This window comes from Pseudomonas sp. RP-B7, from assembly GCF_059803535.1.
This window is the reverse complement of sequence record NZ_JAPFHC010000006.1, coordinates 170,343-196,682: the sequence shown is the minus strand read 5'-3', so window position 1 is coordinate 196,682 and position 26,340 is coordinate 170,343. Positions and strand designations below refer to the sequence as shown.

Sequence of the window (26,340 nt, the reverse complement as noted above, 5' to 3'; positions counted from 1 at the left end):
TTCCTTATCTGCAGTTCAGGGGTCAAGCCTGGGTGGCGGGCTCTTCCTTGTGAGCGTTGTGCAGCACTTCGATCAGGCAGTCTTCCAGCTCGAATCGTTCGTGAAGCAGGCCGCCCAACTCTTTGAATTTCTCGGCCACGCATTGACCGGCATCACACAGGTCATTGAAGGCGACAAGCTTCTCAGTGATTGCATCAAGGCGCGGGTAAATAGTATCCGCCAGCTTGAGGCCGCGATCATCACCAAAGGCTTTTGCTTCCTTGGTCAATTGATCGTAGACACCGAAGTGTCCCTCAGACACGTAGTCCATCAGTACACCGCAAAAACCCAACAACGGTTTGCGATTCTCAGCCAGTTCCTCGGGCTTGGCGCCAAGCGCATCAAAGGCCCGAACCAGTTCGTGACGTGCCTTCAACCAGCTGTCGATCAGCTTGTGCACCCCACCCCAGCGTTCCTGAGCATTCTGACAACTTTCCAGCATGATGATCTCTCTTCCCTATAGGGGCGCTGCCGCCTGGTGCCCGCGCAACACTTAAAGGATAACGCCGCGGCCGGACAAGGCCGCATCGGACAAACGGTTCCGATACTGCATGCGGGCCAGATTATGCCCGCATGACTATGGCTTCAAGGTACGCAGGACAGAAAGTTCATACAAGTGTTTAATCCCGTCCTACAACCCTAATGTTGATTTGCGTGCTAACCCAGACTCAATCGCTGGCCGGACAACAGCCCCGCAAACTGCATGACCCCCAGGATCAGCATCGCGACAAAGAACAACAGGCTCCACTCGGGGAGGCTCAAATCGAATAGCGTCCAGTTGATTTCCACGCAATCGACGGTACCGTTGAAAATCGCGTGCACCGCCTGCCAGAACGACAGCTTTTCCAGCATGTCCTGCAGGCTTGGCCAACATTCAGGGGCTACACCCGACGTGCTGCTCTGCAGCAATACCTGGCGTGCTGCGGCAATTGCGCCAAGCAACGCACACCCCATGCCCGCCAACCCGTACAGACCCGCGGCGAAACGTCTGGGGTTATGAGCGACCGCGATCAAGTTGATCAGCGTGAACGTGGCGAGAAATACCCGCTGCACCTGGCACAGGAAGCAGGGCCGCAGAAGCGCGCCATATTCCAGGTAGAAAGACGCGCCCAACGTCAGCACACCTGCCATGAACGCCAGGAGAAACAGGGAACGTGAGGGGGCCAGAGACATTGTTTATCCGTACCGCAAAAGATAGGTCGTTACGGTAGAGGAAAGGCCTGACCCCTTTCAATACGCGCTAGAGCAGACAATTCCGCGAAAACGTAAGGACATCCCACCAGAGTTTGGAGGACATAACACAACGCTACGTAGGAGTTTATGACGAATGCGATTCGGCCGAGTAAATGCGTAGACTTGAGGGGTTGGCCGTCAGACGTATCCGAGCCACCCCTTGCATCCTTCCTACTTCAGACTCGCGCAGGCACCGGCAAAGGTGAAGCAAGCAGGCGGTTATCCAGCAGGCCGAGGCCTTCCTGGAACAGCTGATTACTGCGTTCAGTATCGCCCAGTTGCGCCAGCAGGCGCGCCAGTTCGGCACAGGCTTCGGGGTTGCGCTGCACCTGCAGGCTGCTTTCCAGATAGTCGCGTGCCTTGCCCCACAGGCTGTTTTGCAGACACAGGCGGCCCAGGGTCAGCAGCAGGCTGGCATCGCCCGGATGGTCCTTGAGCCAGCCCTCGGCAAACTTCAGTTGCCGCGCCGGATCACTGCCACGCAGCAAGCCATACAGTCGGATCAGATGACTGTCATAACCGCGCTTGAGCGCCCCGCGCAGCACCTCTTCGGCCTTCGCGTCGGCGCCCAGTTGGCGCAGCTGTTCGGCATACGCCAGCACCAACTGCGGCTCCTGACGCTGGGCAGAGGTCAGTTGCTGCCAGGCCCGCTCAAGGGACTGCAAGCCCGCTTCGCCCTGCTCCTCGCGCTGGGCCGCCAGGCTGAGGTTTTCACCCCAGGCGCGACGCTCCAGTTCGGCCAGTTCGGTGGCGGGCAACACTTTGTCCTTGCGCAACTCGGGCAGCAGGCGAATCACCGACGACCAATCGCCACGCTGCTGATGCAGGCGCTGCAATTGGCGCAGGACCTGGGCGTTATGGGGATGACGGGCGTGCATGGCCTGCAAGGTGACGAGGGCACCCTCAGTGTCGCCGCGATCCATCTGCAATTGCGCATGGCTCAAGGCTACCGCCAACTCGGCTTGGGGCTGACGCTCCAAGGCGCGCTCCAGCAAACCATCCGCCTCTTCATAACGACCCTGCTCGTTCGCCGCACGCGCGGCACCGAGGTAGTAGAGCAATGGCTGGCGCTCCGCTTCGGCGGCGCGATGCAGGTGACGCTCGGCGCTGGCCCAGCGGCCTTCGGCGAGGTCCATCTGGCCCTGCTCAATCGCGATCTGCACACGGCGGCTGCGGTTGCGCCGCGACCACGGGTTGACCACGCCGCCGGAGGTGGTCACCAGGCTCAACAACAGGCGGACCAGGTAGATCGCCAGGCCGATGGCAAACACCGCCACCAGCGTAGCCCACAGGCTCGACTCGTAATTCAGCACATGGGGATAGGTAATCAGCACGTAGCCGGTATGTTTCGAGATGCCCACAGCCAGTGCCAGGGCGATTGCAATCGCCAGCACGAGGACCACATAGAAACGCTTCATCGGCTTCACTCCTGGGTGGCCGGCTTACCCGCCGACGCCTTGGCTTCGTCGGCAGACAAATGGCGGCGCTCAAGGTATGCCTGCACAGCTGCCAGGCTCGCCGCCAGATCCGGCGTCACCACCGACACGGCCTTGGGCTCAAGCTCGGCGATACGCGCCAGCATCGCCTTGCTCTGCGGGTTGTCCTGATTGAAGTTGTCTTGCAGCACGCTACGCGCCTCGCCCAACGAGCGGCTGTAGACCGCCGTCTCGCCGTTGAGCGCAGCCCATTGCGCCTGCTCCAGCGCCAGGCTCAGGGCCAGGCGCACCTGGTTCAAACCCTGGCCGGCCAGGAGTGGGCGGATGTTGTCGTCAGGGTTGAAGTCAATGCGGAAGTAGCGCGAGATCTGCTCCCACCATTGGCTCCAGCGGCTTTCGGTATCGGTGGTCGGGCGCCCTTGGGACGCAGGTTCGGTGAGCTGATATTCCGGTGCGATCGCGGCCAGTTGCACCACCTGATCGCGCAGCGCCGCCAGTTGCAGGTACAGCCCGGTGCGGTCCGGCTGCTCGGTACTGCGCAGCGCGGCCAGGCTCTTGGCCAATTGTTCACGGGCGGCGTAGGCGCCCGGATCGCTTTGCTCACGCAGGATTTCGTCGGCGCCCTGCACCAGCGACTGGGCGCTGTTGATGTCCTGCAAGGCCGACAAACGCAGGCTGGCCAGACGGATCAGGTGCTCGGCTTCCGCCAGGCGCCAATCCTGGCGGCTGGCACCCAGAACAGTTTCCAGGCGCTGGCTGAGGCGCTGTTGATCGCCCTGCAATTGGGCTACCAGGCGGCGACGCTCTTCGAGCTCGTCCGCAGCCGGCAACTGGGCCAGGCGTGCCGCCAACTGTTGCTGACCCTGCTTGAGGCCTTGAGTCTGTTCGGCAAGCGTCTGCACCTGGCCCAGCTGTTGCTGGCTGCCGGCTTGCAAGGCACGGACCTGCCAGAGCCCCCAGCCGCCAGCGGCAACACCGGCCGCACCGAGTAACAGGGCAACGATCGCCAGGCCATTGCCACGGCGTGGCGCGGTGACAGCTGACTCAACCGACGCAGCAGCTGCGGGTTGGGTTTCATCTTTGGGCAAGGCTGTTTCGCTCACGTATCCGTCCTTTGCGTATCAGAGAGTGGCCGCACGATGGGCGCGCAACGCCACTAACAACGCCGCGGCACTCGCGCCGCGACAATCCACAACTTTTTCTGCGCCGGCAGCCCGCGCCATCTCACAGACTCGCGGGCTCGGCACGAACAACGGCAACTGTGCCACCTGGGGCCAATCGACACCGGCCAGGGCTTGCAGGTGTAAAAAACCCTGCCCACTGCTGACCACCACGCCGTTCAAGCGTTCCAACTGGATGCGTTGCACCAGTGCCCCAGCGGCGTAGGTCGGTAGGAAACGACGGTACAACTCCAGATAGTCGACACTAGCACCTCTCTCGCGCAAACGCTCAGCCAGCAGCTCCCGGCCGCCTTCGCCGCGCAGGATCAACACCCGGGCGCCAGGCCGTGCGATAGCCTCGCGCAAGGCGGGTAGTGCTAGCAAGGCCTCGCTGTCGTCGCCGGTTGGGGGATAGTGAACGTTGAGGCCATGATCGGCCAATACCTGGGCCGTGGCGGCGCCGACGCTGAACCACGGCAACTGCGGCCAGGCGCGATCCAACTGCTGCAACGCCAGGCGGGCGGCCGGCTTGCTGACCACAATCACCGCGCAATAGCGGCCCAGGTCACGAAACACGGCCTGTTGTTCGGGGGTGACGGGAAGCGGCTCGATGTCCAGCAACGGCAGGCTGCTGCTGAAGATCCCGGCTGCCGACAACGACGCCGCCAAGGCCAGACACTCCTCGGCAGGCCGCGTCAGCAGCACACGCCAATCGGTCACTGCGGGCCGGCCTCGCCGTAGACTTTTTGCAGGATGGCACCAGCGCCCTGGTCCAGCAGCGCGTTGGCCACCTGAATACCCAAAGCTGCCGCGTCGCCCTGCGGGCCACGGACCTCGGCGGTTAACAAGGTGCCGCCGTCCGGGTCGCCGACCAGGCCGCGCAGCCACAGGTTTTCACCTTCGAGCACCGCGTAACAGGCGATGGGCACCTGGCAGCCCCCATTAAGGTGTTTGTTCAGGGCACGTTCGGCGGTAACGCGCACCTCAGTGTCGTGGTGATCAAGAGGCTTGAGCAGTGCGTGGATTTCAGTGTCAGCGGTGCGGCATTCGATACCCACGGCGCCCTGGCCACCGGCCGGCAAGCTGTCTTCGACGCTGATGGCCGACGTGATGCGGTCTTCGAAGCCCAAGCGGATCAGACCGGCTGCCGCCAGGATAATCGCGTCATATTCACCGGCATCCAGCTTGGCCAGGCGCGTGTTGACGTTGCCGCGCAGGAAGCGGATCTGCAGGTCCGGGCGACGGGTCAACAGCTGCGCCTGACGCCGCAGGCTGGAGGTGCCGACGATGCTGCCCTGGGGCAACTCATCCAGGGACGCGTAGGTATTGGAGACGAAGGCATCGCGCGGATCTTCGCGCTCGCAGATACAAAAAAGGCCCAGGCCTTCAGGGAAGTCCATGGGCACATCTTTCATCGAATGCACGGCGATGTCGGCTTCGTTGTCCAGCAACGCGGTTTCCAGTTCCTTGACGAACAGGCCCTTGCCGCCGATCTTCGACAGCGGCGAGTCGAGCAGCTTGTCGCCGCGACTGACCATGGGCACCAGGGACACCGTGAGGCCGGGATGGGCCTGCTCGAGGCGTGCTTTGACGTATTCGGCCTGCCACAGGGCAAGGGCACTTTTACGGGTGGCGATGCGGATTTCGCGAGAGAACATGGATCAATCCGTACTGAATAGATACGGCAGATAATAACAGCTCAGGCAAATACGCTTTGATTTGAATCAGCAAGTGCGGGGCCTCCCTGGCCGCATCGCACCGGGATAAGGACTGCAGGTCGCGCCAAAACCCTTGGGCTAAAGCTGCTGCATCATCTTGCGCACACCGGCGACATGGCGTCGGCTGACGATCAACGCATCGCCATTAAGCCCTTTCAGGAACAACTGAAAGTGCCCCAGTGGCGTGCGTTGCAGGCGTTCAATGCGATCGCGGGCCACCAGGGCATTGCGGTGGATTCGCACGAAGCGGTCGCCGAACTCATCCTCAAGGGCCTTGAGCGGCTCATCGAGCAGCACTTCACCGCCCTCGTGGCGCAGGGTCACGTATTTGTGATCGGCAATAAAGTAGACCACCTGGCTCAGGGGAATCAGCTCGATGCCCTTGCGGGTACGCGCGCTGATATGGCTGCGCGGCCCGTTGCCACTTTGGGCGGCAGGCTGGGTCAAGGCGGTGAGCTGGCTGCGGTTGGGGCGCTCGGCCTTTTTCAGGGCCTTGAGCAACGCACCTGCCTCGACCGGCTTGGACAGGAAGCTGACGCCACTGACCTCAAGGGTCTGCGCCGAAAATTCCGCTTCGGCCGCGCACAACACCAACGCCGGTGGCGATTCACGCTCGCTCAGGCGGGCGGCGACTTGCAGGCCATCAAGGCCCGGCAGGCGAATATCGAGCAACACCACATCCGGCTTGAGGCTGTCGATCAGCGTCAACGCTTCTTCGCCCGTGGTGGCGCTCGGTTCAAGGACTGTATAACCCTCGAGTTCACTGACCAAACGGCTCAGTCGCTCGCGGGCTTGGGGTTCGTCTTCAACGATCAGGACATTCATATTGCGCTGGATTCCTGCGTGAGTCTCGCACAAGGATAGCGTAGACAGGTGCGGTGACTTGCGTCACAGCGATCCACGCTAAGACTAGCGCGAGCGGCAAAAAGTGCCCTGACAGCGGCACCCATATTTACCCGGACCTGTTCAATTGCGCCCAGGACCTTCTGACTTCGGGCATCGTCGTAGGGTTTGCTGATACACAATCCGAATCCCCCCGTGTTTGATGGATAGTCAGGGCTCTGACCGCAGCACCCGACATTGGTGCATTCACGCTCTGTTCAGTGCAACTGTAGACGCTCACTGCGACGGTATTGCTCTATCGTCAAATATCGTTTCAATAAACACCCGAGTCCAGTCTCTTCCCGGACGCGTCCGGCGGCAAGGCACTTTGCCATCCTTCGTGCAAATAAAAATGCCGATCACCCGTAGCACCGCCTCCACGGGCAACCCTGTTATTATCGCCGGCACACCTCCAAGCCTCTTTAAAGCAGATCACGAGCGAATCCATGAGCACCGACAAGACCAACCAGTCCTGGGGCGGCCGCTTCAGTGAACCCGTCGACGCCTTCGTCGCCCGCTTCACCGCCTCCGTCACCTTCGACCAGCGCCTGTACCGCCACGACATCATGGGCTCGATCGCCCACGCCACGATGCTGGCCAAGGTCGGCGTGCTGACCGACGCCGAGCGCGACAGCATCATCGATGGCCTGAACACCATCCAGGGTGAGATCGAAGCCGGCACGTTCGACTGGCGCGTCGACCTGGAAGACGTGCACATGAATATCGAGGCCCGCCTCACCGACCGCATCGGTGTGACCGGCAAGAAACTGCACACCGGCCGTAGCCGCAACGACCAGGTCGCCACCGACATCCGCCTGTGGATTCGTGACGAGATCGACCTGATCCTGGGCGAGATCACCCGCCTGCAAAAAGGCCTGCTGGAGCAGGCCGAGCGTGAATCCGCCACCATCATGCCCGGCTTCACCCACCTGCAAACCGCACAGCCCGTGACTTTCGGCCACCACCTGCTGGCCTGGTTCGAAATGCTCAGCCGCGACTACGAGCGTCTGGTGGATTGCCGCAAGCGCGCCAACCGCATGCCGCTGGGCAGCGCCGCGCTGGCCGGCACCACCTACCCGATCGACCGCGCGTACACCGCGCAACTGCTGGGCTTCGACGCCGTGGGCGGCAACTCTCTGGACGGCGTGTCCGACCGTGACTTCGCCATCGAATTCTGCGCCGCGGCCAGCATCGCGATGATGCACCTGTCGCGTTTCTCCGAAGAGTTGGTGCTGTGGACCAGCGCGCAATTCCAGTTCATCGACCTGCCGGACCGCTTCTGCACCGGCAGTTCGATCATGCCGCAAAAGAAAAACCCCGACGTGCCAGAGCTGGTGCGTGGCAAGAGCGGCCGCGTATTCGGCGCACTGATGGGCCTGCTGACCCTGATGAAAGGCCAGCCATTGGCCTACAACAAGGACAACCAGGAAGACAAGGAACCGCTGTTCGACGCCGCCGACACCCTGCGCGACTCGCTGCGCGCGTTTGCCGACATGATCCCGGCGATCAAGCCCAAGCACGCGATCATGCGTGAAGCGGCGCTGCGCGGGTTCTCCACCGCGACCGACCTGGCGGACTACCTGGTACGCCGCGGCCTGCCGTTCCGTGACTGCCACGAAATCGTTGGTCACGCCGTGAAATACGGCGTGGACACCGGCAAGGACCTGGCGGAAATGAGCCTGGAAGAACTGCGCCAGTTCAGTGACCAGATCGAGCAGGATGTGTTTGCCGTGCTGACCCTGGAAGGTTCGGTGAATGCGCGTGACCATATTGGCGGGACCGCACCGGCGCAGGTGAAGGCCGCCGTTGCACGTGGCCAGGCATTGCTCGCCAGCCGCTAGCTAAAAGCAGCGCAGGCAAGCCAGCTCCCACAAGAGACCGAGTACTACCAGACACCTCGGGCAAATGTGGGAGCGGGCTTGCCCGCGAATAAGGTCTATCAGTTAGCTATGGGCTGACTGACACACCGCTTTCGCGAGCAAGCCCGCTCCCACACTTGATCCACTCGGGCTTGCTTATTTCTTGGCAGCAATCATCGCCCTGAACGCCGGCATCGCCGCTTCCCTGTCCGCCGCGACCTTCTGGGCATTGGGCAGTGCATGCAGTTTTTCCAGCAACGCCTTGGCCGCCGGCATCTCAGCCAGCAAATCCAGCCCAAACAGCTTCTCGCCCACCGCGCAGGCGAGGTTCACGCTGTACATGAAATACAGATCGGCAATCGTGAAGCTCTCCCCCGCCACATACGGCGCAAACTTGCCGTGCCTGCCCAGCGCACCGAACCCCAGCAGCAACTCGGACCTGGACTTCTCCTTGATCGCCTCCGGCACCGGCATGCCCATAAACGCTTCGGGGTAACACGCACGGGCCGGCAGCTCGATGTACAACTCGATCTCCCTGCACAGCGCCAGCACCTGGGCTCGCTGGAACGGCTCGGCGGGCAGCAGCGAAGGCCCTTCCTGGCTCTGTTCGATGTATTCGAGGATCACGCTGGTTTCGTTGATAAACCCCTGCTTGACGCCGAGGACTGGCACCTTGCCACGTGGGCTGACCGCAAAGACATCGGAGGTCTGCCCGGAAAAAAAGGGCACCTCTTCGAACGGCAGTCCCTTCTCCAGCAGCGCGAGCTTGACCATGTTGTAGTAGTTGCTGACCGAGAATCCGTAGAGCTTGAGCATTGCAGGCGCCTCCAGGCCGGGAATGGGGTTGGCTGCAAGGGTTATAGCTCCCAGAGCCCGACGTTGCCAGCAGCATCACCCGCCTGAATGGGGGTAGACTGGCGCCCTTTCCTGTGAGGAGCCTGCCATGAGCGAGCCGACCGATATCGACAACGACGAAGAAGAATTCGCCGAAAACACCCTGATCGAAGCGATCGAGAACCAGATCGAAAGCGAAAACCCACCAGCGGCCAAGGCCACGTTCAACAAGTTGACCCTGGTGGGTTACGAGCGTGAAGAAATCCTGCAACTGATGGCCCACGTGCTGGCTGTCGAGATTGATGCGCTGCTGGAAGAGGACCGTGCGTTCAATACCGAATGGTATGAAACTGCACTGCGCGCCCTGCCGGATCTGCCGCCGGAAAAGCAATAATCCAAGGGCGCAGCAACACGCTGGACAGTTCGGCAAAGTGCGTTCACCTTATGGCCTGCTAGCCTCTAATAAATTCTTAGAAAGTCTGGAGTCCTTATGTCGTATACCCCTGAGTTGGTTGCCGAACTGGAAATCCTTGTACTCTTCCCATTGGACAGCACCAAGGAAGGTCTGAAAGTCCACCAGACCGCCGCTCCCACTGCTATCGCCGCAGCCAAGCGCCTCCACGCCAAAGGACTTATCGACCAGCCGGACGGAGGCTACCTGACCAGCCTTGGCCGTGACGCTGCAGAGCAGGCCCAAACCCTGCTGACCATCCTGACCACCGCCAGTACCAAAGAAGCCGCCTGACGCTCGATACCCGCCCATGGAGTCCGCCCAATGCGGATTCCGGGGGCGCTGCTGTGAAAGGGTTAAAGTTCTGACGTCAAAGACCGATTACCCTCTAAACCTCCTATGCTCCTGGCGGTAAACTCCAATACGGCCGCCCACGTCGGGCCCTGCGCGCCACCGAGCTCGACATGACCCGCACCCATGAAATCCGCCCTGACCTGGACGAAGGCATCGACCGCAAGGTGCTGGCCCAACTGCGTGCGCGCTTCATGGCGCTCAACGACGGCCGCATGGCCCGGGCTGTCGAGGGGCTGACACCACGCCAACAAAGCGTGTTGACCCTGTTGCCGCTGTTCTTCCACGTCAATCATCCGCTGTTGCCCGGCTACGTCTCCGGAAGCACGCCGGCCGGGCTGTCGAATTTCGAACCCGACACCCAAGCCCTGGCCGAAGCCCAGCGCCTGACCCGTTCGTTTTCCTATAAGCCACGCCACGGCAACCCGCCGCAGCCGATCCACGGCCTGTTTCTGATGGGCAGCCTCGGCACCCTGGCCCAGGCCGACCAGAGCGATATGGACGTGTGGGTCTGCCACGCCCCGGACCTCGGCGAAAACGAACTGGCCGAGTTGCGCAAGAAGTGTCAGTTGCTGGAAACCTGGGCCCTGGGCATGGGCGCCGAAGCGCATTTCTTCCTGATCGAGCCGACACGCTTTGTACTGGGCGAGCGCGACACCCAGCTCAGTTCCGACGACTGCGGTACCACCCAGCACTACTTGCTGCTGGACGAGTTCTACCGTACCGCCATCTGGCTAGCCGGACGCACGCCGATCTGGTGGCTGGTGCCGGTGTATGAAGAAACCCGCTACGCCGAATTCACCCACACGCTGATCTCCAAGCGCTTTATCCGCGCCGACGAAACCCTCGACCTCGGCCATCTGGCGCGCATCCCTCCGGGGGAGTTCATCGGCGCCGGGCTGTGGCAGCTGTTCAAGGGCATCGAATCACCCTACAAATCGGTGCTCAAGCTGCTGCTGACCGAGGTCTACGCCAGCGAACACCCCCACGTGCATTGCTTGAGCCTGCGGTTCAAGCGGGCGGTGTTCGCCAATCAGATCGACCTCGACGAGTTGGACCCCTACATCGTGGTCTACCGCCGCATCGAGGAATACCTCAAGGCACGCAACGAGCCCGAGCGTCTGGAACTGGTGCGACGCGCCCTGTACCTGAAGGTCAACCGCAAGCTCAGCGCTGGCCAGCGCACCACCAGCTGGCAACGCTTGCTGCTGGAGCGGCTGGCCCACGAATGGGGCTGGGACCAACGCCAGCTGGCCCTGCTCGACAGCCGCAGCCAATGGAAAGTGCGCCAGGTTGCCTCCGAGCGCCGCGCTCTGGTCAACGAGCTGAACTACAGCTACCGCTTCCTTACCCAGTTCGCCCGCACCGAGCAGACCGTCAGCCTGATCAACAAGCGCGACCTGAATGTACTCGGCCGCCGCCTGTACGCCGCGTTCGAGCGCAAGGCCAGCAAAGTCGAGTTCATCAACCCCGGCATCGCCCCGGACCTGGCCGAAGACACCCTGACCCTGGTGCAATCGCCCAATCGTAAGGAGCCCGGTCAACATTACTGGGGCCTGTACAACGGCAACCTCACAGCCCAGGAATCGGAACACTTCGCGCCGATCAAACGCAGCCGCGACCTGCTGGAGATGCTCACCTGGTGCCATCGCAACGGCGTCATCGACAGCAGCACGCGCCTGGCGCTGCACCCTGGCATCAGCGACATGACCGAATTCGAGCTGTTCAACCTGCTCGGCAGCCTGCAACAGACGGTCGCCCTGCCCCTGGCCAGTGTCGATGAAGAACGCCTGCTGCGCTCGGCCGTGCCAGAGGAAGTGCTGCTGTTGATCAACGTCGGCGTCGACCCGCTCAAGCACCACCGCGACCTGAACATCCTGATGACCACCGAGCGTACCGACTCCCTGAGCTACGCCGGGGTGCGTGACAACCTGGTCCTGACCCTGGATCAGGTCACGCTCAATAGTTGGAACGAGGTGCTGGTCAGCCGCTACGACGGCCCGCACGCCCTGCTCGATTGCCTGCGCGACTACCTGAACCAACTGCCGTCGGATCACCTGCCACGCCTGCGGGTGCGCTGTTTCTGTCACAACCGTGCGCAGTTCATTGCCCAGCGCGTCGAGGACATCTTCGACACCGCGCAGAACCTGCTGCTGGCTCAAGGCAATCACCGCTACCTGTTGCAGGTGCAGCAGCACTATCACGTGATGGAGCTGGTGCCGGGCCAGGCCACCCACGTACCGCTGCCAACCCAGGACGCATTGATCAGCTACCTCAGCGAAGAGCTGGCAGGCTACAGCCCGCTGCACCTGGACGCCATGGCACTGGAAGGCGACGACCTGGCGCTGTTGCTGCCCATGGGCCTGGCCGATTGCGTGCAGGTGTTCTACCGGGTCAACGACGGTGTTGCCGAGCTGTACGTGCTGGATGAGTTCAACGCGCTCTGGCGCCAGCAATTGCCGTTTCATGATGAGCAGAGCCTGTTGGCGCCGCTGCAGCGCTTCCTGCAATCGATCATCTATCGACGCGAAGCACTGGCACCGCTGGACAACAGGCAACCCTTGGGTGAAGTGCAAATCCTGTATTACCAACTGTTGCCATCGGGCAGCAATCGCGCGCGCAGCGTCGAGCCGCGTCCGGCGCCGCAGAACTCGGCCAACAAACCGTTTTATGACGTGCAGGCGATTATTGGCAAGGCCGCACCGGGCCAGGTGGGCGTTACCTTGTATTGCAATCAGCGGGAGTTCTGCGAACTGGAATTTGGCGACCAGCTCTTTAGCGTGGTCGCCCAGGAGATCGTCGGGCAGCGCCGGGAAACCGAGCGCTACCGCTGCTACATCACCGATCTGGACCTGTCGGGCCTGCTCGGCGACGTGCAAAGCCCGAGCAACCTGTACCTGCGTTACAAGGCCGAGCTGGAGCTGTCGCTCAACGCGGCGCTGAAGCAGATTTAGAGCGGGAAGGCGCCGCCGTCCTTGGGCTGGCCGTCAACACTGAGCAGTTCCAGCTTGAGGGTCTTGCCGCCGGGCGCCGGCCAGTCGATATGCTGGCCCACTTGCAGGCCCAGCAACGCGCTGCCCACAGGTGCCAGGATCGAGATCTTGCCTTCATCGGCATTCGCGTGTTTCGGGTAGACCAGGGTCAGGTGGTAGTCCTTGCCACTGCCTTGTTCACGGCAATGCACGCTGGAGTTCATGGTCACGACACCCGCAGGCACTTCATCGTGGCCAACCACCTCTTCGGCGCGGTCGAGTTCGGCTTGCAATGCTTCGACGCCAGGAGACTCGTCGCCCAGGCGGTCGATCAGTTGCTCCAGACGCTGCACGTCAAGACGGGTGAGGATGATGGACGGTGCGGTGGTCATGATTCAGGCAGACTCCTTTTTTCTGCACAAAAAAGCAAAACCCCGCCAGAAAAAGGCGGGGTTCTCACTGGCCTCGATGAGTTGAGGCGTAGCCGGACACTACCACAGCGTCACAAATAAACAAGACGACCTCAGGCGCCAGCCCTGCGCTGCTCGGCCTCGGCGCAAATCACCCGGCGCCGCGCATCGTCGGCGGAGCGCCATTCACGGATGTCTTCGACGTGACGGAAGCAGCCGCGGCAGACTTTTTCCTCGTCCAGGCGACACAAACTGATACAAGGTGACGGCACCGCCGGGCTGACATTGCTGAACAGCGGCTTGGGCGGACGTACGGGAGCGGGCTGCGTCACCATCAGATCTCGTCGAAGTCCAGCTCGGCGCCGGTGTATTCGTGGACCAGGCGCGCAAGCATTTCGCCCAACAACTCTTCACTCTTGTCGCACTGCCATTTGCCGCTTTCTTCGTCGTAGTCGAAGTGCACGCCACCGGAACGCGCCGCCAGCCACAGCTGACGCAGCGGCTCCTGGCGGCTGAAGATCAGTTGTTGGCCACTCTCGAACTTGACGGTCAGCACGCCAGCCGAATTCTCCAGGTCTACATCCAGGCCGCTGTCGTCGAAAATATCTTCCAGCGCCTGCTGGGTCGCATCCACCAAGTCGTGAAAACGGGCTTCGGTCAAACTCATTGTGGCAACCTCAAAAGTGTCTGGTTTTGCTCAAGCGCCGCACGATACGGGCGAGCCCGGCCGATTGCAAAGGATACCGATTCCATCGCGATTGGCGGTATGAAATATCCCCAGTCAGCGTAGTCCGCTTCGCAGCCATCTCGGCAAACCCCCGCCGGACGGGTATTTCAGCGCATAGGCAAGCTGGCGGGTGGTCGGTATACTCGGGCGCAATTAATGCATATTCAAGGATTTCGCCATGAAGCGCCTGATCTCTTCCCTTGCTGCGCTCGTCGCGGTCGCTTGCCTCGTTAGTGCCTGTGGTCAAAAAGGCCCGCTGTACCTGCCCGACGACAGTAAAGACCCGAATGAACAGGCGCAATCGTCGCAAAAATCTGCAAAAGCGCATAAGCACGACACCTACTAAGGGACATTCATGGACGCTTTTAACTACCGGAACGGCGAGCTGTTCGCGGAAGGCGTGGCGCTGTCCGCGATTGCCGAACGTTTTGGCACCCCGACCTACGTGTACTCCCGTGCGCACATCGAAGCCCAATACCGCAGCTTTGCCGACGCGCTGGAAGGCACGCCGAGCCTGGTGTGCTACGCGGTCAAGGCCAACTCCAACCTGGGTGTACTGAATGTCCTGGCGCGCTTGGGCGCTGGTTTCGACATCGTCTCCCGTGGCGAGCTCGAACGTGTACTGGCCGCCGGCGGCCAGGCTGACAAGATCGTATTCTCCGGCGTCGGCAAGAGCCGCGACGACATGCGCCGCGCCCTCGAAGTCGGCGTGCACTGCTTCAACGTCGAATCCACCGACGAGCTGGAACGCCTGCAAGTGGTGGCCGCCGAGATGGGCGTTCGCGCGCCGATCTCCCTGCGCGTCAACCCGGACGTCGACGCCGGCACCCACCCGTACATTTCCACCGGTCTCAAAGAGAACAAGTTCGGCATCGCCATTGCCGACGCCGAGGACGTGTACATCCGCGCCGCCCAACTGCCAAACCTGGAAGTACTGGGTGTCGACTGCCATATCGGCTCGCAACTGACCACCCTGCCACCGTTCCTCGACGCCCTCGACCGCCTGCTGGCACTGGTCGACCGCCTCGGTGAGTGCGGCATCTACCTGCACCACATCGACCTCGGTGGTGGCGTAGGTGTGCGTTACCGCGATGAAGAGCCGCCGCAGATCGCCGACTACATCAAGGCTGTGCGCGAGCGCATCGAAGGCCGTGGCCTGGCGCTGCTGTTCGAGCCGGGCCGCTATATCGTCGCCAACGCCGGCGTGCTGCTGACCCAGGTCGAGTACCTCAAGCACACCGAACACAAGGATTTCGCCATCGTCGACGCGGCGATGAACGACCTGATCCGCCCAGCGCTGTACCAGGCCTGGATGAACGTCACCGCCGTAACCCCTCGCGACAGCGAAGCGCGCGCCTACGACATCGTCGGCCCGATCTGCGAGACCGGCGACTTCCTGGCCAAGGATCGTCAGCTGGCCCTGGAAGAAGGCGACCTGCTGGCCGTGCATTCGGCCGGTGCCTACGGGTTTGTCATGAGTTCCAACTACAACACCCGCGGGCGTACCGCCGAGGTGCTGGTGGACGGTGATCAAGCGTTTGAAGTGCGTCGCCGCGAGACGGTAGCCGAGTTGTATGCTGGCGAAAGCCTGCTGCCGGAGTAAGCCATGCTGCTGCGTTTTACCAAGATGCACGGGCTGGGCAATGATTTCATGGTCCTTGACCTGGTCAGCCAGCACGCGCATATCCTGCCCAAACACGCTAAACAGTGGGGCGACCGTCACACCGGCATCGGTTTCGACCAATTGCTGATCGTCGAGGCGCCGAGCAACCCGGAGGTGGATTTCCGTTACCGGATCTTCAACGCCGACGGCTCCGAAGTGGAACAGTGCGGCAACGGCGCGCGCTGCTTTGCGCGCTTTGTGCTGGACAAGCGCCTGACCGCCAAGCGCCAGATCCGCGTCGAGACCAAGAGCGGCGTGATCGAACTGGACGTCCGCAACGACGGCCAGATCAGCGTCAACATGGGCGCGCCACGCCTGGTACCGGCGGACATTCCGTTCCAGGCCACCGAGCAGGCCGCCAGCTACACGGTCGACGTCGACGGGCAGAGTGTCGAGCTGGCCGCCGTGTCCATGGGCAACCCCCATGCGGTACTGCGGGTCCACGACATCAATAACGCGCCCGTACACGAATTGGGACCCAAGCTCGAACACCACCCGCGCTTTCCGGCCCGGGTCAACGTAGGTTTCCTGCAGGTGATCGACCGTTCCCGCGCGCAATTGCGCGTCTGGGAACGCGGTGCCGGCGAAACCCAGGCTTGCGGCACCGGTGCTTGCGCCGCTGCCGTGGCCGCGATCAGCCAGGGGTGGATGGATTCGCCACTGTTGATCGACCTGCCCGGCGGACGTCTGTCCATCGAATGGGCAGGCCCTGGCCACCCGGTACTGATGACCGGGCCGGCCTCGCGTGTATACGAAGGACAGGTCCGTCTATGAGTGAGCCCAGCCAATGACCGATAAGCCTCAAGTACCCGCACAAGCATCCCCGAGCGACAGTCTGGAGGCCGCTGCCGTCGCGGCGTACCTTGAGGCTAATCCGGACTTCTTCGTCGAACACGAGGAGCTGCTGCCGGCCCTGCGCATCCCCCACCAGCGCGGCGACACCGTGTCGCTGGTGGAGCGGCAGATGAAGATCCTGCGCGAGCGCAACATCGAAATGCGCCACAAGCTCTCGCACCTGATGGACGTGGCCCGCGACAACGACCGCCTGTTCGAGAAAACCCGCCGCCTGATCCTCACACTGATGGACGCCACCAGCCTGGAAGAAACGGTGATCGCCGTGGAAGACAGCCTGCGCCAGGATTTCCAGGTGCCCTTTGTCAGCCTGATCCTGTTCAGCGACAACCCGATGCCGGTGGGGCGATGGGTCAGCGGTGCCGAAGCACAGACCGCCATCGGCGGCCTGCTGTCCGAAGGCAAGACCATCAGCGGCACCCTGCGCGAGCATGAGCTGGACTTCCTGTTTGGCGCCGAACAGCGCAAGCAGATCGGCTCCACTGCCGTCGTCGCCCTCAGCCATCAAGGCCTGCATGGCGTTCTCGCCATCGCCAGCCGCGACCCGGCGCACTACAAAAGCTCGGTGGGTACGTTGTTCTTGACCTACATCGCCGAAGTGCTGGGCCGCGTCCTGCCGCGTTTCACCACCGCCCTGCGCGCGGTGCGCTAGGCATGGAACGGCAACTGGACGCTTACTGCGCTCACCTGCGCAGCGAGCGCCAGGTGTCGCCCCACACCCTGGAAGCCTATCGGCGCGACTTGAACAAGGTCCTGGAGTACTGCGAAAAACAGCAGATCGCCAGCTGGAAGGCCCTGGACATCCAAAGCCTGCGCAGCCTGATTGCTCGCCTGCACCAGGCCGGCCAATCCTCGCGCAGCCTGTCGCGCCTGCTGTCGGCGGTGCGCGGCCTGTATCACTATCTCAATCGCGAAGGCCTGTGCGAGCACGACCCGGCCAATGGCCTGTCACCGCCCAAAGGCGAGCGACGCCTGCCCAAGACCCTCGACACCGACCGCGCCCTGCAATTGCTCGACGGTGCGGTCGAGGACGACTTCCTGGCCCATCGCGACCAGGCGATCCTCGAACTGTTCTATTCCTCAGGTCTGCGCCTGTCGGAACTGACCGGCCTGAACCTGGATCAACTGGACCTGGCGGACGGCCTGGTGCAAGTGCTGGGCAAAGGCAGCAAGACCCGAGTGCTGCCGGTGGGCCGCAAAGCCCGCGAAGCCCTGCAACTGTGGCTGCCGCTGCGGTTGTTGACCAACCCGGCGGACGACGCGGTGTTTGTCAGCCAACAAGGCCGACGCCTGGGGCCACGTGCCATCCAATTGCGCGTCAAGGCGGCGGGCGAGCGTGAATTGGGCCAGAACCTGCACCCGCACATGCTGCGCCACTCCTTCGCCAGCCATTTGCTCGAATCATCCCAGGACCTGCGCGCGGTGCAGGAACTGCTCGGCCACGCCGACATCAAGACCACGCAAATCTACACCCACCTGGATTTCCAACACCTGGCAACGGTGTACGACAGCGCCCATCCACGGGCCAAACGCATCAAGGGCGGCGACTCATGAGTATCAAGCTGATCACCTTCGACCTGGACGACACGCTCTGGGACAACGTACCCGTCATCATCAGCGCCGAAGCGTCGATGCGTGAATGGCTGGCGAACCACGCGTCGAAGGTCGGCGACTTGCCCCTGGAGCATTTCGCCAGCCTGCGCCAGCAGGTGCTGGAGCGCCATCCGGAGCTGAAGCACCGCATCAGCGTGCTGCGCCACCGGGTGTTGATGCATGCCTTTGAAGAAGCCGGTTATCCACAGCCCGAGGCCACACAAATGGCCGATGTGTGTTTTGAGGCGTTCATTCATGCGCGTCATCAGCTCACCCCGTTCCCTGAAACCGAACCGATGCTGCAAGCGCTGCGTCAGCACTTCCTGCTAGGGGTAATCACCAACGGCAATGCCGATGTGCAGCGCGTTGGCCTGGCCGACTACTTCCACTTTGCCCTGCGCGCCGAAGACATCGGGATTGCCAAACCAGATGCGCGATTGTTTCAGGAGGCTATGAAGCGCGGCGGCGTGGAGGCCAGTGCGGCGGTGCATATCGGCGATCATCCAGGGGATGACATTGCCGGGGCGCAGCAGGCGGGGTTGCGGGCGGTGTGGTTCAACCCGACGGGCAAGGTGTGGGATGCAGATAAGCGCCCGGATGCCGAGATTCGTAACCTGGCGCAATTGCCAGAGTTGCTTCGCGGCTGGCAGTAAAAACGCAGATCAAACCTGTGGGAGCGGGCTTGCTCGCGAATGCGGTGTGTCAGTCAGCACATCAGTAACTGACAGACTGCATTCGCGAGCAAGCCCGCTCCCACATTGGGTATGCGGCGGGCCTTAGGAAATTATTCCAGACATGAAAAAGCCCGCAGCGACGGCGGGCTTTTCTTACAAGCAGGTGGCTGACCTCAGATAGGTCGGCTGCCGTACTTGTTATCCGGCTTCTTCGGTGGATCTGCCACCACGTTGGCCTCGACTTCCTGCACTTTGCCGCCTTTGGCGAGGAATTCTTCCATCGCGCGGGCCAGCGCATCGCGCTCTTTGTTCTTGGCTTCAACGCTCGGCAGTTCATCTACCGAAACGGCGGCCTTGGCTTTGCCTTTGGCCTTGGGAGCAGCGTCGTCGCCACTGTCATCGACCTCGTCGGCACTGCCATCATCCGCTGCAACTTCAAGACCTTCATCGGTCTCGTCGTCATCACCTACTTCGAGGTCGTCGTTTTCCAGATCATCGTCGCTCATGTTCTACCTCATGACTTGCGAAAAGCAGATTAGTTATAGCCCAGCTTCATCCCCTGTCGAGGCCGCTGGAAAAAAATCAACATCCACCGGATAACCAGTGGCTTATGCCCCATCACCGTGCAAGATGGCGAGGACTTTACGAGCACCGCCGTGTTCACGCTGCTCGCCGGATAAATACAGTTCTGCGCCCATCGGCGCGCATTCTAGCGCGCTCAGGAAAAAAACAAAGTGCCGAATACGCCTACATGCCTGTAAGACATTCGCATGCTTGAAAGTGGCTTGTGTGCCCCATCACAAACACAACGCAAAAACCGTTACAGCTTTGAGACACTGACAAACGCCAGGCAAAAAAATGCCCGGCAAGCCGGGCATCTTTTTTCCGCGTACTTACAAGTTGTAGCCGCGTTCGTTGTGTTGTGCCAGGTCGAGGCCGACAGCCTCTTCCTCTTCGGTAACCCGCAGGCCCATGACCATGTCCAGCACCTTGAGGATGATGTAGGTCACGATCGCCGTGTAGATCACGGTGAAGCCGACACCTTTGCACTGGATCCAGACCTGCGCAGCAACGTCAGTCACGGTGCCGAAGCCGCCCAGGGCTGGCGCTGCGAACACACCGGTCAGGATTGCACCGACGATACCGCCGATACCGTGCACGCCGAAGGCGTCCAGGGAGTCGTCGTAGCCCAGCTTGCGCTTGAGGCTGGTAGCGCAGAAGAAGCAGACCACACCGGCCACCAGGCCGATCACCAGGGCGCCCATCGGGCCCACGGTGCCTGCGGCTGGCGTTACAGCAACCAGGCCGGCCACGACTCCCGAGGCAATGCCCAGTGCGCTTGGCTTACCATGGGTGATCCACTCGGCGAACATCCAGCCCAGCGCTGCAGCAGCGGTCGCGATCTGGGTGACCAGCATCGCCATACCGGCGGTGCCGTTGGCCGCAGCGGCGGAACCGGCGTTGAAGCCGAACCAGCCCACCCACAGCATGGCCGCGCCGATCAGGGTGTAACCCAGGTTGTGCGGGGCCATCGGGGTGGTCGGGTAGCCTTTACGCTTGCCGAGCACGATGCACGCCACCAGGCCAGCCACACCGGCATTGATGTGCACCACGGTGCCGCCGGCGAAGTCCAGCACGCCCCAGTCCCACAGCAGGCCACCGTTACCGCTCCAGACCATGTGCGCGATCGGCGCATAGACCAGGGTGAACCAGATCGCCATGAAGATCAGCATCGCGGAGAACTTCATGCGCTCGGCGAAGGCACCGACGATCAGCGCCGGAGTGATGATCGCGAAGGTCATCTGGAAGGTGATGAACACCGCCTCGGGGAACAGTGCCGCAGGCCCGGTGATGCTGGCCGGGGTCACGCCCGCCAGGAACGCCTTGCCCATGCCGCCGAAGAAGGAGCTGAAGTTGACGACGCCCTGCTCCATCCCGGTCGTATCAAAGGCGATGCTGTAGCCGTAGACGACCCACAGGATGCTGATCAGGCCGGTGATGGCGAAGCACTGCATCATCACGGAAAGAATGTTTTTGGAGCGCACCATGCCGCCGTAGAACAGCGCCAGGCCTGGAATGGTCATGAACAGCACCAGCGCGGTGGATGTGAGCATCCACGCCGTGTCGCCGGAATTGAGGACTGGAGCAGCCACTTCGTCTGCCGCCATGGCCAGGCTTGGCATTACGATGGACAACAGGGCTCCTAGCCCTGCGAATTTACGCAGAGTCATATTGTTTTCTCCTGGGGCGTTGGGGTTTGGCGGCTTAGATTGCGTCGGTATCGGTTTCGCCGGTACGGATGCGAATAGCCTGTTCCAGATTGACCACGAAGATCTTGCCGTCACCGATCTTGCCGGTGTTGGCCGCCTTGGTTATCGCCTCGATAACCCGGTCAAGATCCTTGTCGTCAATGGCGACATCAATCTTCACCTTCGGCAGGAAATCGACTACGTATTCCGCGCCGCGATACAGCTCGGTGTGACCCTTCTGCCGACCGAAGCCTTTGACCTCAGTAACGGTAATGCCCTGCACGCCGATCTCGGACAACGACTCGCGTACATCGTCCAACTTGAACGGCTTGATGATGGCAGTGACTAGCTTCATGAAAACTCTCTCCCGAATTGGTGGACTTGCCCCAGGAAAACAAACCCGTCTCAAGTCTAAGCGCAGTGCCTGGCTTTGTAACGCATCGTCTCAACGGCAGTTGCCATTGCGACACCAGCGAACCACTGGTGACGAAACCTGTACCCCTGATCCGTCGGCGCACTGCATTCGTCACAGCGACTGCATCAGTGCATGGGTCATGATCGTCTAAGCAGAAACCTTGCCAGCTCCGTAAAAATCACTGAAATCAGTCCTTTGCCCACTTCTGCCCACCTTCGGGGCTTTTTGGCGGCCGTATTGCGCACAAAAACAGTGCGCCGCCGGACGGCACGTTGCGCGAAAAGCGTGCGCCCCACGCGGTGAAAAAGACTATAGACGCTGCGTGATACACTGCCGGCCAACAGTTATTCCGGAATATTTCCCATGCTCGCGCCCAAAGATCTCCTCGACGCCCTGAGCGGCCATGCCTCTCGCCTGTTCAGCGGCGACACCCCGCTGCCCCGCAACGAAATCGAAAGCCAGTTCAAGGCGCTGTTGCAAAGCGGCTTCAGCAAGCTCGACCTGGTGAGCCGGGAAGAGTTTGACAGCCAGATGGTCGTGCTGGCCCGCACACGTGCGCGGCTGGAGAGCCTGGAAGCGAAGGTCGCCGAACTGGAAGCACGATTGACGCCGCCATCTGCTGAATAAACGCGGCCCATTGTGGGAGCGGGCTTGCTCGCGAAGGCGGGGTGTCAGTCTCCGAGTTTATTGACTGACCCACCGCCTTCGCGAGCAAGCCCGCTCCCACATTTGGCCCCGTCGCTCTCTGGATACGTTCTGTAAAACCTCCCGCCATCGATAGTTTCACTCCTCGTCTACCCTTGAAAAACCCGCAGGATGCGGCCCCCATTTCAAGGAACGAGCATGTCCCTCGCCATCGTCCACAGTCGCGCCCAGGTCGGCGTCGAAGCCCCTTCCGTCACCGTTGAAGTGCACATGGCCAATGGTCTGCCGTCCCTCACCCTGGTGGGCTTGCCCGAAACCGCGGTCAAGGAAAGCAAGGACCGCGTACGCAGTGCCATCCTCAACAGCGCGCTGCAATACCCGGCCCGGCGCATCACCCTCAACCTCGCGCCCGCCGACCTGCCCAAGGACGGCGGGCGGTTTGACCTGGCGATTGCCCTGGGAATCCTCGCGGCCAGCGTGCAGGTGCCGGCGTTGATGCTCGATGAGGTCGAATGCCTGGGTGAACTGGCCTTGTCGGGCGCCGTGCGGGCGGTCAAGGGCGTATTGCCGGCGGCATTGGCCGCGCGCAAGGCTGGACGCACCGTGATAGTGCCGCGGGCCAATGCCGAGGAAGCCTGCCTGGCGTCGGGGCTGAAGGTGATTGCAGTGGATCATTTGCTGCAAGTGGTGGCCCATCTGAACGGGCACCAGCCCATTGAGCCCTACAAGTCCGATGGTTTGTTGTACTTGAACCGACCTTACCCGGACCTGAGCGAGGTACAGGGCCAACTCGCCGCCAAGCGCGCCTTGCTGATCGCTGCCGCCGGCGCGCACAACCTGTTGTTCAGCGGCCCGCCGGGCACCGGCAAGACCCTGCTTGCCAGCCGCTTGCCGGGCCTGTTGCCGCCGTTGAGTGAGCAGGAAGCCCTGGAGGTCGCCGCGATTCAATCGGTGGTCAGCCTGGAGCCGTTGAGCCATTGGCCCCACCGACCGTTCCGCCAGCCGCACCATTCGGCATCGGGGCCGGCGTTGGTCGGCGGCGGGTCGAAACCGCAGCCAGGGGAAATCACCCTGGCGCACCACGGCGTGTTGTTCCTGGATGAATTGCCGGAGTTCGACCGCAAGGTCCTGGAGGTACTGCGCGAGCCCCTGGAGTCAGGGCATATCGTCATCTCCCGCGCCCGCGACCGGGTGAGTTTCCCGGCGCGCTTTCAACTGGTGGCCGCGATGAACCCCTGCCCCTGCGGCTACCTGGGCGATGCCAGCGGACGCTGTCGCTGCACGCCGGAACAGATCCAGCGCTATCGCAACAAACTCTCCGGCCCGCTGCTGGACCGCATCGACCTGCACCTGACCGTTGCCCGGGAAGCCACCGCATTGAACCCCACGCCGCAAAGCGGCGACAACACGGCCACCGCCTCGGCGCAGGTTGCCCAGGCGCGGGAGCGCCAACACAATCGCCAGCGCTGCGCCAACGCCTTCCTGGATTTGCCCGGGCTGCGCCGGCACTGCGCGCTGTCCAGGCCGGATGAAGCGTGGCTGGAAAGCGCGTGCGAGCGTTTGACCCTATCCCTCAGGGCCGCCCATCGGCTGTTGAAAGTCGCCCGCACCCTGGCGGACCTGGAGTGTGTGGACACCATCACCCGCCCGCACCTGGCCGAAGCGCTGCAATACCGGCCAGTCGCCTGCGGCCAGGCCGATCAACGGTAGACCGGGTGACGCCGGCACAGCGCAATCACCTGTTCGCGCACATGATGGGCGACTCTATCGCTGTCATCGCGCTCCATTGCGTCAAGCACGTCGCACAGCCAGCCGGCCAACTGCTCGCATTCGAATACGCCGAAACCACGGGTGGTGACGGCCGGCGTGCCAATGCGCAGGCCCGAGGTCACAAACGGCGAACGTGGATCGTTGGGCACCGAGTTCTTGTTGGCGGTGATGTAGGCGTTGCTCAAGGCCGCGTCGGCTTCCTTGCCGGTGTAAGGCCGGTCGGACAAGTCGATCAGCATCATGTGGTTATCGGTGCCGCCCGAGACGATCTTGTACCCGCGCTGCTGCAACACCGCAGCCATGGCCCGGGCATTGGTCACCACCTGGGCCTGGTAGGTCTTGAACTCAGGCGTCAGCGCTTCCTTGAACGCGACCGCCTTGGCCGCGATCTGGTGCATCAACGGCCCCCCCTGAACCCCCGGGAACACCGCCGAGTCGAGCTTCTTGTAAAACGCTTCGTCTTGCCCCTTGGACAGAATCAGGCCGCCCCGAGGACCGCGCAGCGTCTTGTGCGTGGTGCTGGTGACCACATGGGCATGGGGCAATGGGTCCGGGTATTCACCGGCGGCGACCAGCCCGGCGACGTGCGCCATGTCGACCCAGAAAATCGCCCCGACCTTGTCGGCAATTTCGCGCATACGCGCCCAGTCCTTGTATCGCGAGTAGGCCGAGAAACCACCGATCAACATCTTCGGCCGTGTTTCCAAGGCAATGCGCTCCATCTCGTCGTAGTCGAGCAGGCCTGTCTTTGGATCGAGGCCATACGGCACGATCTTGTAATGACGGCCGGAAAAGTTCGACGGGTTACCGTGGGTCAGGTGACCCCCCTGGGCCAGGTTCATGCCCATCACCGTGTCGCCGGGGTTGATCAGCGCCAAGAATACGGCGGCGTTCGCCTGGGCACCGGCATGGGGCTGCACGTTGGCGTAGTCGCAATCGAACAGCGTCTTGACCCGCTCGATGGCCAGCCGCTCGGCCACGTCGACGTATTCGCAGCCGCTGTAATAACGCTTGCCCGGGTACCCCTCGGCGTACTTGTTGGTCAGCACCGTGCTCTGGATTTGCATCACCAGGGGGCTTGCATAGTTTTCGGAAGCGATCAGCTCGACATGGTCTTCCTGGCGATGTTCTTCGTTATGAATCGCCTCGCACAGCTGAGGGTCGAAAGCTTTAAGGGTCAACGTTGAATCGTACATGGTGAAGAGGTCCTTGAGTGAAAAGTCAGGCGCTGTGGGCCAGGAGTCGAGTAACACGCTCGGCGATGTCGTCGATCTGCGCGTCGTCGCAGATCAGCGGCGGCAGCAGGCGGATAGTGGTGCCCCGCGTCACGGTGATCAGCAGGTGTTGTTCGTCACGCGCGCGTCCCACCAGTTCGGCGCACGGGCGATTCAGTTCGATGCCGACCATCAAGCCCAGGCCGCGAATCGACACCACTTCCGGGTGATTGCCCAACGCCTCCTGCAACGTGGCCAACAGGCGCCGCCCCGAGACGGCCGCACGCAGCGGGATCTGGTCCCGCGCCATGATGTCGACCACCGTGCACCCGACCCGGCAGGCCAGCGGGTTGCCGCCAAACGTGGAGGCATGGTGGCCGGGCGAAAACAACTCGGCGGCCTTGCCCCGCGCCAGGCAGGCGCCAATGGGAAAGCCATTGCCCAGCGCCTTGGCCAGGGTGATCACATCCGGTACGACCTGCGCGTGCTGGAAGCCGAACCAGGCACCTGTGCGGCCCATGCCGGTCTGCACTTCATCGACCATCATCAGCCAGTCATGGGCATCGCATAGTTCTCGCAGGGCATGCAGGTACTCGCGGGACGCCGGGTGTACACCGCCCTCGCCCTGCACCGGCTCGACCAGCACCGCGACGATGTCGGGATACTGCTCGGCCACTGCGCGAATGGCGTCGATGTCGTTGTAGGGCACGCGGATAAAACCTGGCATCAACGGTTCGAAGCCGCGCTGCACCGCAGGGTTGCCGGTCGCGGCCAACGTGGCGAGGGTGCGCCCGTGAAAGCTGTTTTCCATCACCACGATCTGTGGCTGCGCGACCTGCCGGGCGTTGCCGTGCAAGCGCGCCAGCTTCAGCGCGGCTTCGTTGGCTTCCGCACCGGAGTTGCAGAAAAAGGCGCGCTGCATGCCGGACAAACCGCACAAACGTTCGCCCAACCGCGCCTGCCACTCGATCTGGAACATGTTGGTGGTATGCAGCAACTGGCCGGCCTGCTCGGCAATCGCCGCGGCGATCTCCGGGTTGGCGTGACCCAGGCTGGTCACCGCGACGCCCGCAATGGCGTCCAGGTATTGGACGCCCTGGGTATCCCAAAGATAGGGTCCCTCGCCCCGGGTAAACGCGACCGGTTGGCGGGCATAGGTGTGCATGAGGTACGCGGGTGCAGAAGACATCACA

At 62.2% G+C, this 26,340-nt stretch carries 28 protein-coding genes; 12 read left to right on the top strand and 16 right to left on the bottom strand.

Annotated elements, in window-relative coordinates:
- Positions 1-22 precede the first annotated feature (22 nt).
- The 7 genes from rsd to OPU96_RS08645 all read right to left on the bottom strand — a co-directional run bounded on the left by rsd (position 23) and on the right by OPU96_RS08645 (position 6,411).
- On the bottom strand, positions 23-481 hold the full coding sequence (gene rsd, locus OPU96_RS08675; protein WP_226454647.1) for a sigma D regulator: 459 nt from the start codon (positions 479-481) through the stop codon (positions 23-25).
- A gap of 215 nt (positions 482-696) precedes the next feature.
- Positions 697-1,212, bottom strand: coding sequence for a disulfide bond formation protein B (locus OPU96_RS08670; RefSeq protein ID WP_226454648.1), 516 nt, complete (start codon positions 1,210-1,212; stop codon positions 697-699).
- A 236-nt stretch (positions 1,213-1,448) separates the two neighbouring features.
- Positions 1,449-2,690, bottom strand: a complete 1,242-nt coding sequence (locus OPU96_RS08665; RefSeq protein ID WP_226454649.1) for a heme biosynthesis protein HemY — start codon at positions 2,688-2,690, stop codon at positions 1,449-1,451.
- A gap of 5 nt (positions 2,691-2,695) precedes the next feature.
- Positions 2,696-3,811 carry a uroporphyrinogen-III C-methyltransferase gene (locus OPU96_RS08660; RefSeq protein ID WP_226454650.1) on the bottom strand — a complete coding sequence of 372 codons (1,116 nt, stop codon included), beginning with the start codon at positions 3,809-3,811 and terminating at the stop codon, positions 2,696-2,698.
- Between the two features lie 18 nt (positions 3,812-3,829).
- The gene (locus OPU96_RS08655; protein WP_305391729.1) at positions 3,830-4,588 is read right to left on the bottom strand and encodes a uroporphyrinogen-III synthase; all 759 of its coding nucleotides are present in this window, start codon (positions 4,586-4,588) and stop codon (positions 3,830-3,832) included.
- The gene (gene hemC, locus OPU96_RS08650) at positions 4,585-5,526 is read right to left on the bottom strand and encodes a hydroxymethylbilane synthase (protein WP_498558965.1); all 942 of its coding nucleotides are present in this window, start codon (positions 5,524-5,526) and stop codon (positions 4,585-4,587) included. The genes OPU96_RS08655 and hemC overlap by 4 nt, the downstream gene beginning before the upstream one ends.
- A 138-nt stretch (positions 5,527-5,664) precedes the next feature.
- Complete coding sequence (locus tag OPU96_RS08645) at positions 5,665-6,411, bottom strand: LytR/AlgR family response regulator transcription factor (RefSeq protein ID WP_192297965.1); 747 nt, start codon at positions 6,409-6,411, stop codon at positions 5,665-5,667.
- A gap of 503 nt (positions 6,412-6,914) precedes the next feature.
- Between OPU96_RS08645 and argH the strand changes: the two genes are divergently transcribed.
- Positions 6,915-8,309 (top strand): argininosuccinate lyase, encoded by a 1,395-nt coding sequence (gene argH / locus OPU96_RS08640; RefSeq protein WP_192297966.1) that lies wholly within the window; start codon positions 6,915-6,917, stop codon positions 8,307-8,309.
- A 174-nt stretch (positions 8,310-8,483) separates the two neighbouring features.
- Here argH and OPU96_RS08635 read toward each other — a convergent pair whose 3' ends face one another.
- The gene (locus OPU96_RS08635) at positions 8,484-9,143 is read right to left on the bottom strand and encodes a glutathione S-transferase family protein (RefSeq protein ID WP_226454652.1); all 660 of its coding nucleotides are present in this window, start codon (positions 9,141-9,143) and stop codon (positions 8,484-8,486) included.
- 127 nt (positions 9,144-9,270) lie between these two features.
- Between OPU96_RS08635 and OPU96_RS08630 the strand changes: the two genes are divergently transcribed.
- From OPU96_RS08630 to OPU96_RS08620, 3 genes are all read left to right on the top strand, one after another.
- Positions 9,271-9,555 (top strand): hypothetical protein, encoded by a 285-nt coding sequence (locus OPU96_RS08630; RefSeq protein WP_192297968.1) that lies wholly within the window; start codon positions 9,271-9,273, stop codon positions 9,553-9,555.
- Between the two features lie 96 nt (positions 9,556-9,651).
- Entirely contained in the window at positions 9,652-9,906 is a 255-nt protein-coding gene (locus OPU96_RS08625; protein ID WP_003195403.1) for a TIGR02647 family protein, read from the top strand.
- 170 nt (positions 9,907-10,076) lie between these two features.
- Positions 10,077-12,917 carry a class I adenylate cyclase gene (locus tag OPU96_RS08620; RefSeq protein ID WP_226454653.1) on the top strand — a complete coding sequence of 947 codons (2,841 nt, stop codon included), beginning with the start codon at positions 10,077-10,079 and terminating at the stop codon, positions 12,915-12,917.
- On the opposite strand, the gene rnk is transcribed toward OPU96_RS08620, so the two are convergent.
- The 3 genes from rnk to cyaY all read right to left on the bottom strand — a co-directional run bounded on the left by rnk (position 12,914) and on the right by cyaY (position 14,012).
- Positions 12,914-13,327, bottom strand: coding sequence for a nucleoside diphosphate kinase regulator (rnk, locus tag OPU96_RS08615; RefSeq protein WP_192297970.1), 414 nt, complete (start codon positions 13,325-13,327; stop codon positions 12,914-12,916). The two genes, OPU96_RS08620 and rnk, sit on opposite strands and share 4 nt — an antisense overlap.
- Before the next feature lie 131 nt (positions 13,328-13,458).
- Positions 13,459-13,677: a DUF1289 domain-containing protein gene (locus OPU96_RS08610; RefSeq protein WP_192298242.1), complete on the bottom strand. Its 219-nt coding sequence runs from the start codon at positions 13,675-13,677 to the stop codon at positions 13,459-13,461.
- Positions 13,678-13,679: 2 nt separating this feature from the next.
- Positions 13,680-14,012, bottom strand: a complete 333-nt coding sequence (gene cyaY / locus OPU96_RS08605; RefSeq protein ID WP_027608321.1) for an iron donor protein CyaY — start codon at positions 14,010-14,012, stop codon at positions 13,680-13,682.
- A gap of 238 nt (positions 14,013-14,250) precedes the next feature.
- Here cyaY and lptM point away from each other — a divergent pair, with 238 nt between their 5' ends.
- The 6 genes from lptM to OPU96_RS08575 are packed head-to-tail and all read left to right on the top strand — an operon-like array spanning position 14,251 to position 18,833.
- The gene (gene lptM / locus OPU96_RS08600; RefSeq protein ID WP_192297971.1) at positions 14,251-14,418 is read left to right on the top strand and encodes an LPS translocon maturation chaperone LptM; all 168 of its coding nucleotides are present in this window, start codon (positions 14,251-14,253) and stop codon (positions 14,416-14,418) included.
- A 9-nt stretch (positions 14,419-14,427) separates the two neighbouring features.
- Positions 14,428-15,675: a diaminopimelate decarboxylase gene (gene lysA, locus OPU96_RS08595; protein ID WP_192297972.1), complete on the top strand. Its 1,248-nt coding sequence runs from the start codon at positions 14,428-14,430 to the stop codon at positions 15,673-15,675.
- Positions 15,676-15,678: 3 nt separating this feature from the next.
- On the top strand, positions 15,679-16,509 hold the full coding sequence (gene dapF, locus OPU96_RS08590; RefSeq protein WP_192297973.1) for a diaminopimelate epimerase: 831 nt from the start codon (positions 15,679-15,681) through the stop codon (positions 16,507-16,509).
- A gap of 13 nt (positions 16,510-16,522) precedes the next feature.
- Positions 16,523-17,239, top strand: coding sequence for a DUF484 family protein (locus OPU96_RS08585; protein WP_192297974.1), 717 nt, complete (start codon positions 16,523-16,525; stop codon positions 17,237-17,239).
- Between the two features lie 2 nt (positions 17,240-17,241).
- Positions 17,242-18,141 carry a tyrosine recombinase XerC gene (xerC, locus tag OPU96_RS08580; RefSeq protein ID WP_498558964.1) on the top strand — a complete coding sequence of 300 codons (900 nt, stop codon included), beginning with the start codon at positions 17,242-17,244 and terminating at the stop codon, positions 18,139-18,141.
- Positions 18,138-18,833 carry an HAD family hydrolase gene (locus OPU96_RS08575; protein WP_305391731.1) on the top strand — a complete coding sequence of 232 codons (696 nt, stop codon included), beginning with the start codon at positions 18,138-18,140 and terminating at the stop codon, positions 18,831-18,833. The genes xerC and OPU96_RS08575 overlap by 4 nt, the downstream gene beginning before the upstream one ends.
- Positions 18,834-19,027: 194 nt before the next feature.
- Here OPU96_RS08575 and sutA read toward each other — a convergent pair whose 3' ends face one another.
- From sutA to glnK, 3 genes are all read right to left on the bottom strand, one after another.
- The gene (gene sutA, locus OPU96_RS08570; RefSeq protein ID WP_226454655.1) at positions 19,028-19,360 is read right to left on the bottom strand and encodes a dormancy-specific transcriptional regulator SutA; all 333 of its coding nucleotides are present in this window, start codon (positions 19,358-19,360) and stop codon (positions 19,028-19,030) included.
- A 387-nt stretch (positions 19,361-19,747) separates the two neighbouring features.
- Positions 19,748-21,085, bottom strand: coding sequence for an ammonium transporter (locus tag OPU96_RS08565; RefSeq protein ID WP_498558963.1), 1,338 nt, complete (start codon positions 21,083-21,085; stop codon positions 19,748-19,750).
- A gap of 34 nt (positions 21,086-21,119) precedes the next feature.
- The gene (glnK, locus tag OPU96_RS08560; RefSeq protein ID WP_002555808.1) at positions 21,120-21,458 is read right to left on the bottom strand and encodes a P-II family nitrogen regulator; all 339 of its coding nucleotides are present in this window, start codon (positions 21,456-21,458) and stop codon (positions 21,120-21,122) included.
- 423 nt (positions 21,459-21,881) lie between these two features.
- On the opposite strand from glnK, the gene OPU96_RS08555 reads away from it, so the two are divergent.
- On the top strand, positions 21,882-22,145 hold the full coding sequence (locus OPU96_RS08555) for an accessory factor UbiK family protein (protein WP_071488052.1): 264 nt from the start codon (positions 21,882-21,884) through the stop codon (positions 22,143-22,145).
- Between the two features lie 216 nt (positions 22,146-22,361).
- Positions 22,362-23,873 (top strand): YifB family Mg chelatase-like AAA ATPase, encoded by a 1,512-nt coding sequence (locus OPU96_RS08550; RefSeq protein ID WP_192297979.1) that lies wholly within the window; start codon positions 22,362-22,364, stop codon positions 23,871-23,873.
- Here the strand turns inward: OPU96_RS08550 and glyA are convergent.
- Both glyA and OPU96_RS08540 read right to left on the bottom strand, forming a co-directional pair.
- Positions 23,864-25,129 (bottom strand): serine hydroxymethyltransferase, encoded by a 1,266-nt coding sequence (gene glyA, locus OPU96_RS08545; RefSeq protein WP_498558962.1) that lies wholly within the window; start codon positions 25,127-25,129, stop codon positions 23,864-23,866. The two genes, OPU96_RS08550 and glyA, sit on opposite strands and share 10 nt — an antisense overlap.
- Before the next feature lie 25 nt (positions 25,130-25,154).
- Entirely contained in the window at positions 25,155-26,336 is a 1,182-nt protein-coding gene (locus tag OPU96_RS08540; protein WP_192297981.1) for an aspartate aminotransferase family protein, read from the bottom strand.
- Between the last annotated feature and the right edge of the window lie 4 nt (positions 26,337-26,340).

Coding starts and splice junctions, on each gene's coding strand:
- cyaY (WP_027608321.1), bottom strand. CDS start 14,012: ATGAGTTTGACCGAAGCCCGTTTTCACGACTTGGTGGATGCGACCCAG.
- OPU96_RS08625 (WP_003195403.1), top strand. CDS start 9,652: ATGTCGTATACCCCTGAGTTGGTTGCCGAACTGGAAATCCTTGTACTC.
- dapF (WP_192297973.1), top strand. CDS start 15,679: ATGCTGCTGCGTTTTACCAAGATGCACGGGCTGGGCAATGATTTCATG.
- xerC (WP_498558964.1), top strand. CDS start 17,242: ATGGAACGGCAACTGGACGCTTACTGCGCTCACCTGCGCAGCGAGCGC.
- OPU96_RS08550 (WP_192297979.1), top strand. CDS start 22,362: ATGTCCCTCGCCATCGTCCACAGTCGCGCCCAGGTCGGCGTCGAAGCC.
- rsd (WP_226454647.1), bottom strand. CDS start 481: ATGCTGGAAAGTTGTCAGAATGCTCAGGAACGCTGGGGTGGGGTGCAC.
- OPU96_RS08645 (WP_192297965.1), bottom strand. CDS start 6,411: ATGAATGTCCTGATCGTTGAAGACGAACCCCAAGCCCGCGAGCGACTG.
- glnK (WP_002555808.1), bottom strand. CDS start 21,458: ATGAAGCTAGTCACTGCCATCATCAAGCCGTTCAAGTTGGACGATGTA.
- glyA (WP_498558962.1), bottom strand. CDS start 25,129: ATGTACGATTCAACGTTGACCCTTAAAGCTTTCGACCCTCAGCTGTGC.
- OPU96_RS08575 (WP_305391731.1), top strand. CDS start 18,138: ATGAGTATCAAGCTGATCACCTTCGACCTGGACGACACGCTCTGGGAC.
- sutA (WP_226454655.1), bottom strand. CDS start 19,360: ATGAGCGACGATGATCTGGAAAACGACGACCTCGAAGTAGGTGATGAC.
- rnk (WP_192297970.1), bottom strand. CDS start 13,327: ATGACCACCGCACCGTCCATCATCCTCACCCGTCTTGACGTGCAGCGT.
- OPU96_RS08630 (WP_192297968.1), top strand. CDS start 9,271: ATGAGCGAGCCGACCGATATCGACAACGACGAAGAAGAATTCGCCGAA.
- OPU96_RS08555 (WP_071488052.1), top strand. CDS start 21,882: ATGCTCGCGCCCAAAGATCTCCTCGACGCCCTGAGCGGCCATGCCTCT.
- OPU96_RS08635 (WP_226454652.1), bottom strand. CDS start 9,143: ATGCTCAAGCTCTACGGATTCTCGGTCAGCAACTACTACAACATGGTC.
- argH (WP_192297966.1), top strand. CDS start 6,915: ATGAGCACCGACAAGACCAACCAGTCCTGGGGCGGCCGCTTCAGTGAA.
- hemC (WP_498558965.1), bottom strand. CDS start 5,526: ATGTTCTCTCGCGAAATCCGCATCGCCACCCGTAAAAGTGCCCTTGCC.
- OPU96_RS08620 (WP_226454653.1), top strand. CDS start 10,077: ATGACCCGCACCCATGAAATCCGCCCTGACCTGGACGAAGGCATCGAC.
- lptM (WP_192297971.1), top strand. CDS start 14,251: ATGAAGCGCCTGATCTCTTCCCTTGCTGCGCTCGTCGCGGTCGCTTGC.
- OPU96_RS08565 (WP_498558963.1), bottom strand. CDS start 21,085: ATGACTCTGCGTAAATTCGCAGGGCTAGGAGCCCTGTTGTCCATCGTA.
- OPU96_RS08670 (WP_226454648.1), bottom strand. CDS start 1,212: ATGTCTCTGGCCCCCTCACGTTCCCTGTTTCTCCTGGCGTTCATGGCA.
- OPU96_RS08540 (WP_192297981.1), bottom strand. CDS start 26,336: ATGTCTTCTGCACCCGCGTACCTCATGCACACCTATGCCCGCCAACCG.
- lysA (WP_192297972.1), top strand. CDS start 14,428: ATGGACGCTTTTAACTACCGGAACGGCGAGCTGTTCGCGGAAGGCGTG.
- OPU96_RS08585 (WP_192297974.1), top strand. CDS start 16,523: ATGACCGATAAGCCTCAAGTACCCGCACAAGCATCCCCGAGCGACAGT.
- OPU96_RS08665 (WP_226454649.1), bottom strand. CDS start 2,690: ATGAAGCGTTTCTATGTGGTCCTCGTGCTGGCGATTGCAATCGCCCTG.